At 54.5% G+C, this 12,319-nt stretch carries 11 protein-coding genes and 1 CRISPR repeat array; of the genes, 4 read left to right on the forward strand and 7 right to left on the reverse strand.

Going from position 1 to position 12,319, the window contains the following annotated elements; all coding sequences use genetic code 11:
- Positions 1 to 81 precede the first annotated feature (81 nt).
- From ACQYWX_RS17955 to ACQYWX_RS17970, 4 genes are all read left to right on the forward strand, one after another.
- Positions 82 to 822 carry a hypothetical protein gene (locus tag ACQYWX_RS17955; RefSeq protein ID WP_431685826.1) on the forward strand — a complete coding sequence of 247 codons (741 nt, stop codon included), beginning with the start codon at positions 82 to 84 and terminating at the stop codon, positions 820 to 822.
- Positions 823 to 914: 92 nt separating this feature from the next.
- Positions 915 to 2,126 (forward strand): chromate efflux transporter, encoded by a 1,212-nt coding sequence (chrA, locus tag ACQYWX_RS17960; protein ID WP_431685827.1) that lies wholly within the window; start codon positions 915 to 917, stop codon positions 2,124 to 2,126.
- A gap of 96 nt (positions 2,127 to 2,222) precedes the next feature.
- Positions 2,223 to 2,960, forward strand: a complete 738-nt coding sequence (locus ACQYWX_RS17965) for a dienelactone hydrolase family protein (protein WP_279502614.1) — start codon at positions 2,223 to 2,225, stop codon at positions 2,958 to 2,960.
- Positions 2,961 to 3,000: 40 nt separating this feature from the next.
- Positions 3,001 to 3,480 carry a YbhB/YbcL family Raf kinase inhibitor-like protein gene (locus tag ACQYWX_RS17970; RefSeq protein ID WP_279502616.1) on the forward strand — a complete coding sequence of 160 codons (480 nt, stop codon included), beginning with the start codon at positions 3,001 to 3,003 and terminating at the stop codon, positions 3,478 to 3,480.
- Here the strand turns inward: ACQYWX_RS17970 and ACQYWX_RS17975 are convergent.
- From ACQYWX_RS17975 to cas5c, 7 genes are all read right to left on the reverse strand, one after another.
- Entirely contained in the window at positions 3,477 to 4,223 is a 747-nt protein-coding gene (locus ACQYWX_RS17975) for a class I SAM-dependent methyltransferase (protein ID WP_216739154.1), read from the reverse strand. The genes ACQYWX_RS17970 and ACQYWX_RS17975 overlap by 4 nt on opposite strands.
- A 393-nt stretch (positions 4,224 to 4,616) precedes the next feature.
- Positions 4,617 to 6,565: direct repeats of the CRISPR family, unit length 32 nt; unit sequence GTTTCAATCCACGCCTCCGCGTGGGAGGCGAC.
- Positions 6,566 to 6,740: 175 nt separating this feature from the next.
- The gene (cas2, locus tag ACQYWX_RS17980; RefSeq protein WP_011396666.1) at positions 6,741 to 7,034 is read right to left on the reverse strand and encodes a CRISPR-associated endonuclease Cas2; all 294 of its coding nucleotides are present in this window, start codon (positions 7,032 to 7,034) and stop codon (positions 6,741 to 6,743) included.
- Between the two features lie 4 nt (positions 7,035 to 7,038).
- Positions 7,039 to 8,055, reverse strand: coding sequence for a type I-C CRISPR-associated endonuclease Cas1c (gene cas1c, locus ACQYWX_RS17985; protein ID WP_431685828.1), 1,017 nt, complete (start codon positions 8,053 to 8,055; stop codon positions 7,039 to 7,041).
- Complete coding sequence (gene cas4, locus ACQYWX_RS17990; RefSeq protein ID WP_431685829.1) at positions 8,052 to 8,684, reverse strand: CRISPR-associated protein Cas4; 633 nt, start codon at positions 8,682 to 8,684, stop codon at positions 8,052 to 8,054. The genes cas1c and cas4 overlap by 4 nt, the downstream gene beginning before the upstream one ends.
- Positions 8,668 to 9,558 (reverse strand): type I-C CRISPR-associated protein Cas7/Csd2, encoded by an 891-nt coding sequence (cas7c, locus tag ACQYWX_RS17995; RefSeq protein ID WP_431685830.1) that lies wholly within the window; start codon positions 9,556 to 9,558, stop codon positions 8,668 to 8,670. Before cas7c ends, cas4 begins: the two co-directional genes overlap by 17 nt.
- Entirely contained in the window at positions 9,555 to 11,612 is a 2,058-nt protein-coding gene (gene cas8c, locus ACQYWX_RS18000) for a type I-C CRISPR-associated protein Cas8c/Csd1 (protein ID WP_431685831.1), read from the reverse strand. The genes cas7c and cas8c overlap by 4 nt, the downstream gene beginning before the upstream one ends.
- Positions 11,609 to 12,313 carry a type I-C CRISPR-associated protein Cas5c gene (gene cas5c, locus ACQYWX_RS18005; protein ID WP_431685832.1) on the reverse strand — a complete coding sequence of 235 codons (705 nt, stop codon included), beginning with the start codon at positions 12,311 to 12,313 and terminating at the stop codon, positions 11,609 to 11,611. The genes cas8c and cas5c overlap by 4 nt, the downstream gene beginning before the upstream one ends.
- Positions 12,314 to 12,319 lie beyond the last annotated feature (6 nt).

A 12,319-nucleotide genomic window follows, 5' to 3' on the forward strand; every position in this document is an offset into this window, starting at 1 on the left:
AAGGTATAACACCCGTGGAGCACAGGGTGAATCGGCCATTTGTCCGTGAATTTACAGAGAGATCCAAGAGGATATTCAGTCGTGAAAAAATTGGAGCAACTTTTAACCGCTTCCGCCATTCAAGACGCCAACTGGGCGTCGGATTTGCTCGCTCACATGTCAACCAATGACGACGACGCTGTCGAAGCCGCGAATGAGGTCTGCAGCGCCATACTCGCCCATCCAGACGCCGTCGCTCACCCACGCTGGCCGGAACTGGTGGAGGCGGCGATCAACGCCTCCCGCGACTTCGAGGACGTAGCGGAAGAAGTCTACGGTGAACGCATTTCTTTCGAAGATGACGAAGGAGGGTTATGTCAGGGATTTGATGGATACAGCACCACCTACAGCGTCGCTCAGTTGCTTGGCGAGAAAACCACCCGCGTCCACCCAGAGTGGTTTGATTTGGTCCTCGCGCTGATGGACTTTAGCGACTGTTCCGAGCACCAGGCGCCTGTCGTTGAAGAAACCATATTGCCGGCCATTCTGGATAACTATCCGCAATGGGATCAGTTAATCCCTCATGTGCTAGAGTTTGATCCGCACACATTTATTGGGGACCTGTTGCCCCTGCCCCAAGTGCTGTCGCATCCGGATCTAATACAGTGGGTGGAGCCGCTCACAAGCTACCGAATGATGGTGGATGCCGTTGCTCACCCAGACGTGGCGGCCCATGATCGCTGGCGGGAGCTGGCCTTATTAGTTAAAGACGATCCCAGTATTCACAGTTACAGCGAATACCCCGCTCTGCAAAAACTCTTGCAGGAAAGGGGCTTGGAGTAGGTTTGGCATAGTCTGTAAAAGACTCTGCTTTGTCATCAAAGCGCAATACAACAGACTTAGCATTTCGCACTTTTTGATTCACAAACGCCGCTATGAACGACCTCACTGACGCTCCTGCTCAATCCTCCACGACCGGCGATATCTTTCGCGCGTTTCTAAAGCTGGGACTGACGTCTTTTGGCGGGCCGGTGGCGCATCTGGGGTATTTTCGGGATGAGTTCGTCACCCGGCGACGCTGGTTGAGCGAAGAGAGTTACGCCGATCTGGTGGCGTTGTGTCAGTTCCTGCCGGGGCCGGCAAGCAGTCAGGTGGGGTTTGCGTTGGGGATGCGTCGTGGCGGCCTGCAAGGCGCGCTGGCCGCCTGGACCGCTTTTACTTTGCCATCCGCGTTGTTTCTGTTGCTCTTCGCGCTTAGCGCCGACGCATTGGCCGGAGGCATCGGGCAAAGTCTGATCCACGGATTGAAGCTGGTTGCAGTCGCAGTGGTTGCGCAGGCGGTGTGGGGGATGGCGCGTAATCTGTGTCCAGATAGACAGCGCGCCGGCATCGCCCTCGTCGCGGTGATTCTGACCGCCGCCCTGCCCTCGGCCTTCGGACAGATAGGCGTCATTGCGCTTGGCGCCGGAGCGGGCTTGCTTCTTTGCGGTCATGCGCAACGCAAAGAGGAGGAGCATCGGCCGGTGGAGTTTCCTCACGGCAAGTCCTACGTGGCGCTGGCGACCTTTTTTCTTCTATTGCTGATCCTGCCTGCGCTTACCCTCTCCACCGGCTCCAATGCCCTGGCGCTGTTCGAAGCCTTTTATCGGGCCGGAGCGCTGGTGTTTGGCGGCGGTCATGTGGTGCTGCCTTTGTTGGAGGCCAGCGTGGTCGACACGGGCTGGGTCAGCGCCAACAGTTTCATTGCGGGATATGGCGCTGCGCAGGCGGTTCCCGGGCCGTTGTTTACGTTCGCCGCCTACTTGGGCGCCTCCGTGTCGCTGACGCCAAACGCCCTGCTCGGCGCCGCCATCAGTCTTGTCGCCATTTTCCTGCCCGGTATGCTGCTGGTCGTCGCTGTACTGCCACACTGGGACCGTTTCCGCCAGCAAACCCGCGCGCAGGCCGCCATGGCGGGCGCCAACGCTGCCGTGGTCGGGTTGCTGGGTTCTGCGCTTTACCATCCCGTATGGACCAGTTCCATACTGTCGCCAAGTGACTTCGCCATCGCCCTCACCGCGTTCTGCTTATTAACCATCTGGAAACTGGCGCCGTGGAAGGTCGTTATCGCCACCACCGTCGCTGGCGCATGGATTTATTACCTGTAAACCTGATTCTTTCCCGCTTCGTACTAGACTGAGTAGTGTCGCCGGCCAACCCTGCGCCGGCGCGCCTCACAATAAAAACTAATACGGAGACCGGTTATGAGAAAGCCACTACTCACCCTGCTAAGCCTTGTCGTTTCCTGCAGCGCCCTCGCCGCAGGCAAAACCGTCACCTATAAGGTCGACGGCGACGCCTACGAAGGTTATTACGTCAGCCCCGGCAAAGACGCGCCTCTGGTGCTGCTAGTGCACGACTGGGATGGACTGACCGACTACGAAGTCAAACGTGCGGAAATGTTATCGGACATGGGCTACTCGGTATTCGCCGTCGATCTGTTCGGCGCAGGCGTACGCCCCACCAAAGACGAAGACAAACGCCAGCATACCGGCGAGCTTTATAAAGACCGCAATAAAATGCGCAAGCTGTTGCAGGCGTCGCTGGATACGGCGAAATCTGAAGGCGGAAACATCAACAACGCCGTGGCCATTGGGTATTGCTTCGGTGGCGCGGCGGTATTGGAGATGGCGCGTTCCGGGGCGGACCTGAAAGGTTTCGCCACCTTCCATGGCGGACTGCAAACACCGGACGGTCAGGACTACAGCAAAACCCACGGCCAGCTCCTGATCATGCACGGCAGCGCAGATTCCGCCATCACCATGGATCAGTTCGCAGCCTTGGCCAATGAGCTTGAAAAAAGCGGCGTGCGCCACGAAATGATTACTTATAGCGGCGCGCCTCATGCTTTCACGGTATTTGGATCGGATCGATACAGGGAAGATGCGGACAAAAAATCCTGGCGCCGTTTCGGTGAATTTCTCACCAGCGTGACGCAGTAAATCCGTTCAATCAGGAACAGGCTTTTTAGGGAGAGGATTCATGGGATTTGCTTTATCCAACATGCAGCTTACCAGCGCGGCGTTCAGCAATGACGGCCGCATCCCAAGCAAACATACTGGCGAAGGCGAAGATGTCTCGCCGGCGCTATCCTGGTCGGGAGAACCGGCGGGAACGCAGAGCTTCGCCGTGGTCTGTCACGATCCGGACGCGCCCTTGATCGGCGCGAAGGGAACCTACGGCTTTGTGCATTGGGCGTTGTATAACATTCCTTCCAACGTGCACAGTCTTCCGGAAGGCGTCGACGCCTACGCCAGCGGCAGAACGGACTTTGGTAAAACCGGTTATGGCGGCCCCATGCCGCCGCCAGGGCACGGGACTCATCGCTACTACTTCTGGATTCTGGCGCTCAACGCCCAGCTGGATCTGCCGGAAGGACTCACTCTCTGGCAACTGCTGGAGAAAGTGGAGCCCCATGTCATCGGCATGAATCGACTGGTTGGCGTATATAGCCGCGGCTAGCCCCCGTGGCGGCCGGCGAGGATAAATACATCCATCGTCACCGGGCGGGTCTCCACCCCGCCCCAGGCTTCCTTCATTCGGGCGTAACTATCCGCGAAGAAGCTATCGCCGCGATCCTCCATACAGCGTCGGGTCGCCGACCAGCTATGCAGGTAGGAGAAAAATTCGTCCAGAGTCCAGGGCATGATCAATTCAAACCGCGGCGTACGAATGGGTTCAAACGGAAAAGGAACCTCTTTGTATTCATTCCACAACAACAGGTTTTGCGGCGCCCAATAGGGTTCGATCACCTGCAACAGACTCTGCTCCAGAACGCCATCCAATTCCATACCTAGGTGCGGCCAGCTATAACCCCAAGCCGCAAACAGCCCGCCCGGACGCAACACCCGCTTCACCTCCGGCCAAAACTTCTCATAATCGAACCAGTGCAAGGCCAAAGCAACGCAGACAGCGTCGAAATAATCATCGGGATAACCGGTTTTTTCACAGGGTTGCACGGCGTAGTGAACGCTATGATACGTCGGCGCGTTTTCAATCTGCGCCGCACTGACGTCACTAGCTTCCACGACGGAAAAATACTCCCGCAAATCAGCCGCCGCCTGCCCGTTGCCACAAGCCGCATCCCACACCCGCTCATGCCCGTCGCACGCATCCGCCAACCACTGATACAACGCCTTGGGATAATGCGGCCGCGCCTTCGCGTATATCTCCGCCTTATCATCGAACAGCTTCTGAATATCCATGTCCCCTCATCCTTAACAGTTTGAAAAGCATCAAAGATTCATTAGTGACTATTACTTGTTTGAGGGGAAATCGCAAATGCGCGAGGCAGGATAATGGTTGGCTAAAGCGGCTTTAAATAACGCTAGAGTTCGTAGTCTTCCGCACAGTAAATATGGCTACCGGATAAGGATATTTTTTCAATGAACGACCGCCGACCAGAATAAAGGGTCGGGTATTTTATGAGGCGAAGCCGTGCATGCCTAGCGAAAACACAGACAGTGTTTCCGTTTGATGGTACCCCTCAGCAAGGCCACCAAAACTCATCTGGGCTAAACTGGCCAAGTTGATCCTCAATCTAAGCCTTCAAGCAGGAAGCGATACGATACCTAAAACGACACCCGCATTAACGCACAGTTTCAATCCACGCCTCCGCGTGGGAGGCGACGCCGCGCGCTACCGAGTTATTCGAGCTTTACAAGTTTCAATCCACGCCTCCGCGTGGGAGGCGACCATCCTCGCCGACCGAGTGGCGATGCTCCGTGAAGTTTCAATCCACGCCTCCGCGTGGGAGGCGACGTGCCCACCTCGACGTCATATGTGCTGTCTCCCAAGTTTCAATCCACGCCTCCGCGTGGGAGGCGACCTTGGGCCGTCCGCGGCAAGGACGGCCATTAATGGTTTCAATCCACGCCTCCGCGTGGGAGGCGACAAGACTTATCAGCTTTGTCCCACTGACTACAGGGTTTCAATCCACGCCTCCGCGTGGGAGGCGACATGATGATAGACGTTACGACGCTATCGATGATGTGTTTCAATCCACGCCTCCGCGTGGGAGGCGACGCAACTCGCAGGCGGCGGAGCCGCGCAAGAGTCGGTGTTTCAATCCACGCCTCCGCGTGGGAGGCGACTTGTGGGCGCCGCACTTTTTGATATCAACGGTTGAGTTTCAATCCACGCCTCCGCGTGGGAGGCGACCTCCCACCGGTCCCCGTCGTCCGCCTTGCCCATGTTTCAATCCACGCCTCCGCGTGGGAGGCGACTACCCCCTTGTTCACTGCGGAGTCATACGTGCTGTTTCAATCCACGCCTCCGCGTGGGAGGCGACACGTCAAAGAGTTTCCGGGAGAGTTTCAGATAGAGTTTCAATCCACGCCTCCGCGTGGGAGGCGACGCGACGCCGAAGTACTGGACGGCGTGAGGTTGGGTTTCAATCCACGCCTCCGCGTGGGAGGCGACTCATTGCATAGCAATTTGTGCAGCCTGGCGATTTGTTTCAATCCACGCCTCCGCGTGGGAGGCGACCATTACGCCAGCCATCATTGCAACAGGGCCTTACCAGTTTCAATCCACGCCTCCGCGTGGGAGGCGACTCACGGGGGAGAGAGTTGCTTTAGCTGTTGGAGCAGTTTCAATCCACGCCTCCGCGTGGGAGGCGACGGGAAGCGGCCACTCCCGGTGATCTGCGCGAGAGGGTTTCAATCCACGCCTCCGCGTGGGAGGCGACAGTATAACCGGCTTCGTGCGGGCGTACTTGTGGGTTTCAATCCACGCCTCCGCGTGGGAGGCGACGTGTCAACGTGGAATTCGCCGGAAGCCGCGCCCCAGTTTCAATCCACGCCTCCGCGTGGGAGGCGACTAACCACTACTACGTGGCTAATGCAGTGTCTGCAGTTTCAATCCACGCCTCCGCGTGGGAGGCGACTTTTAAACCAGGCGATCACTATTGCGAGAGCCGAAGTTTCAATCCACGCCTCCGCGTGGGAGGCGACACGAATGCGAACGCCGGGTGGAGCTGGTCAACAAGTTTCAATCCACGCCTCCGCGTGGGAGGCGACTTGTGCCGCCCCAATACGCAGAGTTAAAAACACTGTTTCAATCCACGCCTCCGCGTGGGAGGCGACGGCCTTTATCGCAACGTCATAGCTGACGCTGACGTTTCAATCCACGCCTCCGCGTGGGAGGCGACGGCGCTGGCGGAACAGTAGGCGGCGACGTTGGCGTTTCAATCCACGCCTCCGCGTGGGAGGCGACCAGCCCCCCTTAGCGATAGTCGTCACAGGCTCTAGTTTCAATCCACGCCTCCGCGTGGGAGGCGACCACCCGCGAAGACGCCGCCTTAATGATCTCGTATAGTTTCAATCCACGCCTCCGCGTGGGAGGCGACAACTACAGTGTAACCACCTCCGCCAACTGCTGTGGTTTCAATCCACGCCTCCGCGTGGGAGGCGACCATATCTCAAAGGACGCCCTCTTACATGGCCAGGTTTCAATCCACGCCTCCGCGTGGGAGGCGACCGCAACACCTACCCTGAATTACTCACAACGACGCTGTTTCAATCCACGCCTCCGCGTGGGAGGCGACTGCCTTACTATAACTCGATGTTTTCAGGCGTGTTAATAGCGCTTTTGCGCTAACCTGCATGATTCCTGATTGTTAAAGAGCGTTGGTTGCAACTCTGGAAATTAAACTGCTTATTTTTCAAATAACTATAATTGCGCTAACCTCCCGGGGATTTTATGGGAGCCTGGGGTTAGCGCTAGATGATCAGGGAGTCTCTGAAAATATCTGGAGTGGGTTTGGCGCCATAGTGTTCGACTTTCTGGCGGCCTTTTTTGCCAAGGAAGTAGAATCGCAGGCTATCTTCGTCGGGGTGATAGATATCCAGCAGTTTTTGTTTGAGAAAGGTGAATTGCGCCGGGTCGACTTCGCATTCAAATACGGAGTTTTGCACTCTCATGCCGTAGTCCACGCAGACCTTCGCGATATGACGCAACCGGCGTTGGCCTTCTGAGGTTATCACACTGACGTCATAGGTAATCAACACCAACATGGCTTTACCTCACAGAAAACGGCGGGTAGTGCTGGAGATCGCCGCGTAAATGACGCGCCAGAATCAGCGCCTGACAGTGCGGCAGCAATCCGACCTGTACCTTTTCGTTCAAAAACGGATGGGAAATTTCTTCCTGCTTTTTCTCCTGATATGCGACCAGCACCTTACGTCGGGCGTCCTCTTTTAAACGCACAGCGCCGCTGGCCTCAATATCAAAGTCGTTGGTTTTGACTTCCTTTCGGTTAATCAACGTCAGCGCCAAACGATCGCACCACCATGCCCGAAACTCCTCCAGAATATCCAGCGCCAGTCCAACCCTGCCTGGACGATCGACATGTAGGTAGCCCACATAGGGGTCCAAACCGACGCCCTGCAGCGCAGAGGAAATTTCCTGGGTCACCAGGGTATACAGAAATGAAAGCAGCGCGTTTACCGGATCTGTTGGCGGTCGCCTCACTCTGCCCTTGAACTCAAACCCATCCTGCTTGAGCAGCTGATTGAAAACGCCAAAGTAGATGGCGGCCGCCTCGCCTTCAAGTCCACGAAGTACGTCCAGGCTATCTGGGCGCTCGCACCTGCGCAGACAGTTGGCCAATCTGGAGACAGCTTCATCCAACGCTGGATGCGCCCCCTTATTGCGCACTTCTCTTTGCAACACTCGCCGACTGTTGGCGATTTTCGCCAGCACGATGCTGCGGGCGATATCCAGACGCGGCGTTTCTTTATCGCTGACGCGATATTGCTCGCGGCGCAGCAGGACATTGCCACTTTGTCGGCCTTGGATGCGCGCCAGAAACTTTCCATATTCCGTGAAGAACACCAAGCCAATGCCCTGCTCGCCACAATAGCCCATTAAAAATGGCGAGACTGAGATTTGCCCGAAGCAGAAAATATTCGCCACCGCATGCGCTGGGAATTGCGCCAGCTTATCCTTGCCTTGTTTGATGACAATCGTTTCACGCTCTTTATGCAGGTAACTTTCCTGTCGGGTGACATAAAGACTGTTCTGCAATTTTTTCATGGTTCCAGCATGCCCCGCAGATATTGGTCCGCCGTATCCTCCTGCATGGCTTTGGGCTGACATTCGTCCCTCAGCGAGCAGGCAAGGCAGTGTTTTCCATACACAGCGCGCGGCGTTCGCTGACTTGAAAACAACGCCTGAACCTGACTGATAACATCCTGCGTCTCTGTGCGCAGCGCAGCGTCCAATTCCACCCACTCACGTTGGCGCACCTCCCAATACCATATCGCCGCTCTGTCTATCCTGACGCCTCGCATCTCCTCCAGGCAGAGCGCCTGGGCGCATAATTGCACTCGGTCGCAGTTGGTGACTTTGGGCTTGCCGCGCTTGTACTCCACCGGCGTATAAACCATGTTTTGTAGATTGATCTCCAATACGTCCAACACACCCTGGACGCCAAGCTCATGGCTGATTACCTCCACACTACGTTCTATGCGAGTATTTGCACGCTGCTCCGGCTTACCCTCATCCGTCCGCTGATGCAGCACCCTGCCCTGAGCGGTCCAATAGTTTTCCGCCCAAAACCGCTCAATATGAATGAGCGCGCATTGTCGCGGGCAGAAGACGTAGTGCTGGAGGGCTGATAATGGGATCAGCCGTTCTTCTTCCACATCAGAATCCGCTTTCAATTATTGGCTCAAGTCCTGGAAGAGCTTGCTTAAGTACGTCATTCAGAGCGGATTTGTCGATAGGTCGTCCCTGTTCAAGATGATCGCGCAAAATGTAGTCGCGTAAGGTTTGATGTACCTTTGCCGAAGAATATTGACCCGACTTAGAGCTATGCTTCCACCAAATGAGCCATTCCACCGCCATTGAACCTTCGGGACGAGCGGAGGAGGCATCCCCTTCAAATAGCTTAAGCAGTGCGGCCCTGATTTTTTCAGCATCTTCATCGCTGAATCCAGTACGCTCAGCCAATTGGGGAGACATAGCGCCGTAGGCAACGTAGGTCGCGCTATCCACCCTGTGTTTCATTCCCATTGTGTCTGAGCTTTTCTTAGTGCCATCCCCCTCCCCACTGACGCTTTTGGTGATTTGCGTACTGGTGATTGAGACTGGTCTGATACTGAAGGCGGACTGAATAGAAACAGGTCCGCGGATAGGAATGCTTACACCATCCTTAGCTTCGCTTTTAAAAGCGAATAACTGTCCGAAGGCCCGGACATCAAGCCACTTTGCGCAAGCTGACTTAGCTGTCGCTTCCGGTGTAGTTTTCTTGGCGTTAAATGCCTCCTTCCCTAAGCCAAACTCCTCCGATTCAGCCCGATTTTTCAAACTGGTCATACCATCGGTTTTCTTTTCATCCGACTGAACAAAGATACTTTCGCCCGCATCCTGCAAGCGATCACGGATTTTCCGTTTAAGGCAAACGTCAGATATTTCTCCATATCCTTCATAGTCTGTACGTGGACGATTGCCGTTCAGTGGATCTCCATTCGGATTGGCGTTTCTTACCGTGAAAATGACCGCAAAATCGATTTTATTACCCAATGTCGCCATCATTCATCTCCTTCCTGAGTGCTGGTTTCAATTTCGTTCGCCGCTTTGAGACTCCATTGCCCTTTATCGAGCTTATGCTCCCTGAGCCATTTGCGCTGACAATGAAAGCCCAATAAATACTCGCCTGACAGTCGGGACTCAGATTTAAAGTCCTCAATTTCAAAGGCGTCGTGAATATCATCAAGTAGGCGTTTATAGGCTGATTCCAACGAAGACCGCTTGCTTTTGAGTCTCTGTTGATAGGGCGCCAATCCCTTTTCAATGGTGAGCCATGTAGAAGCGGGTCGATCCGCAAAGCGCTGCATCAACCGGCTCGCCAGGGTGGTTCTGGCTGGCTCGGATGCGACAAACATGGCCATTTCTTCAATTCGTTCAGCCACGGCAAGCAAGCGGCCATACAAATAGTCCCGTGATTTGGATTCTTGATCTAAGGACATGGAATAATCCCTCCGTTGATGAGTGACCGGATGACGATTGTGATAACCCCGATACAGCGCACAGGCGACCCCTAAGTTGCGTTCCCACTCCCAATTCTCGCCCCTGTTTCGATTACTTGCGTGACTTACGGCAAGGCTGACCAAGTCCCAGGGAAAGGAGCGTCCTTCCGCTATACAGGGCATCAAACGCTCATATAGGTTTTTCTTCAGGCTCTCATTGCTTTTGATCACATCGCCATAAGCTGCATTTAGAATCGCCCAAGGCGCTGGCGCGCTTATCAACCAGCGAACCTCTGTTTTTGGCTTTTTACCGTCAGATTGAGGGACCTCTTTAGGAATTCGCTGATGCCATGCGAATTGGCGATGCCATTGCTCAACATAATGGAGGTAATCTTTCGCCATAAAGTCGCGATAATAGGTGATCGCCATCCGGCCCGGCGTCGCGGAGTCCAGCGCCATAATCACAATGCTTTCAGTTGGGTCCAGTTTTGCGTGATAACCCGCCATATATCGGGCTAAAGCCAAAGCAAACCTTTGCCCCAAATTGCGGCTGTGATCTATCGATGGCTCACTGTGGTGTGATGTGTTTTCAGCAGCTACCTCCGACAGATCATCTATGTCAGCAGGCAGTTCTTCAAGATTGTCTATGTCAGCCCCAAGCGACTGCGTATCTGTTAGCAACTCAGGAATAGGCCGCCCGGAAACCGCCCATGCAACAATAGCCTGATCCCCGTTTCTAAAAGCTTGTCTTGTGATCAGCCAACGCAGGGCGTTATGCGCTTTCTGGGTTACTTCAAAGCTAACGCCGGCGGCGTCCTGACTTTCCAGAAAGCGGCCTCTAAAGGTATATCCTGAACTATCGTTAGCCGAAATGAGTTTAGCTTTATCACCGGTGTGACGTAATTTGGCAGGGTGATTGGATGAGAGAGCTTTAACCTCCCCCGCAACGTAACACAAACCGCTTGCCTCGGAATGGGATGCATCAAAATCAATCCAACTTTTCTGCAAGCCGGAATCTTTCCAAGTGGCGGAGCAGGGATCGCCTTCTATTTCCACTGTCCAACATACCAATGCATTGCCTTGGTCCAGTTCGCCTTTTTCTTTGGGTAACACTTTGAACAGTAGCGGGGCCGGATGCTCAGCGTTATCGTCATATGGCCAAGACGTTAGCAATTGATTATTTTCATCGACATGACACACCTGACAGGCTATTAAATCAGCGATGACGTGGTCTTTTGAAACATAACGATAGACAGCCCGCGCCTTAGGGTGACCGTATTCAGAATCACACCACGTCTTAAGCTGAGTTTTATAACCATCAGCATATGGTTTCTTCTTTCCGCCAAAGTTCGCATAGTCCGCCGCGACATATTGCAACTTATCCGCCAGCGGATGCGGCGCTTCTCCACTGCTTCTGCCTGCAGATTTCTCACTCGCTGGGAGCGCAATCTGCGTCTTTTCCAGAACTTTGGCTCTTTTAAAGTTTCCTTCTCCGTCTATCACAATATTGATATGCGCGTTCTGTAACGTATGGCTGACAGGCATGGGCTTTTCGTCTTCTGGAAGATCCAGTTTCATTCCCTGCTCATAAGTCTCATAAAGCTTGTCCAACCAGCTCATGACTGCGCTTCCTCTGCATCCACGCCAAGCAGGCTTTGTCCTGGATGGAACCTCTTAGGCTCCATCTTTCTCACAAAGCGGCGAATCTCACACTGCTCTGGCCGCGGATACTCCAAAACACCCGCCTTCATCGTCGCCCGCCAGAATCGGCTGTGCAGCTCATTGACTCCCGTTTCATCGGGATAATCAAAGCCATGAAACATCACCCCAAAGCTCAGCTCTGGCACATCATCATAAGCGCCCGGGCCATCGCCAAATGAACAAGGTTCGATATATCCCTGACAATCGCGAACGCCTAAAAAGATATCCTGGCGCCCCCCTCTTTCCAATGAACGTTGGGCTATCGCGAAATGCTTACCGTCAACCCGGTCGTGAACCAGCTCAGGACGGTGTTCATTCCATTCAAAGTGCGCCTCAACCTGGTACTCTACATCATGGAGAAAGGTATAAATTGCGAGACTGTTTCCACCTCCCCAGACCAATGGCTTTACTCCTTTGGTCTGCGTACTCAGAGGTTTCATTACCCTGACTCTGTCCACATGCCAAACCAGAGTCGGCTTCCAATATACTGATTTCAGAACCCCTTTAACTGCTTCATATGTGGGCACATGATACGAGCACTTTTCTCCCCCCACTTTGGTGATGGGGTCGGTAAACAATGCATATCGCCCCCACAGCTTGAAGCTGATGCTGTTTTTCATGGCGCG

The organism is Hahella sp. NBU794, assembly GCF_050749805.1.
Taxonomy (GTDB): domain Bacteria; phylum Pseudomonadota; class Gammaproteobacteria; order Pseudomonadales; family Oleiphilaceae; genus Hahella.

Coding starts and splice junctions, on each gene's coding strand:
- cas7c (WP_431685830.1), bottom strand. CDS start 9,558: ATGATGGCGACATTGGGTAATAAAATCGATTTTGCGGTCATTTTCACG.
- cas1c (WP_431685828.1), bottom strand. CDS start 8,055: ATGAAAAAATTGCAGAACAGTCTTTATGTCACCCGACAGGAAAGTTAC.
- ACQYWX_RS17975 (WP_216739154.1), bottom strand. CDS start 4,223: ATGGATATTCAGAAGCTGTTCGATGATAAGGCGGAGATATACGCGAAG.
- ACQYWX_RS17970 (WP_279502616.1), top strand. CDS start 3,001: ATGGGATTTGCTTTATCCAACATGCAGCTTACCAGCGCGGCGTTCAGC.
- cas5c (WP_431685832.1), bottom strand. CDS start 12,313: ATGAAAAACAGCATCAGCTTCAAGCTGTGGGGGCGATATGCATTGTTT.
- cas8c (WP_431685831.1), bottom strand. CDS start 11,612: ATGAGCTGGTTGGACAAGCTTTATGAGACTTATGAGCAGGGAATGAAA.
- cas2 (WP_011396666.1), bottom strand. CDS start 7,034: ATGTTGGTGTTGATTACCTATGACGTCAGTGTGATAACCTCAGAAGGC.
- ACQYWX_RS17965 (WP_279502614.1), top strand. CDS start 2,223: ATGAGAAAGCCACTACTCACCCTGCTAAGCCTTGTCGTTTCCTGCAGC.
- chrA (WP_431685827.1), top strand. CDS start 915: ATGAACGACCTCACTGACGCTCCTGCTCAATCCTCCACGACCGGCGAT.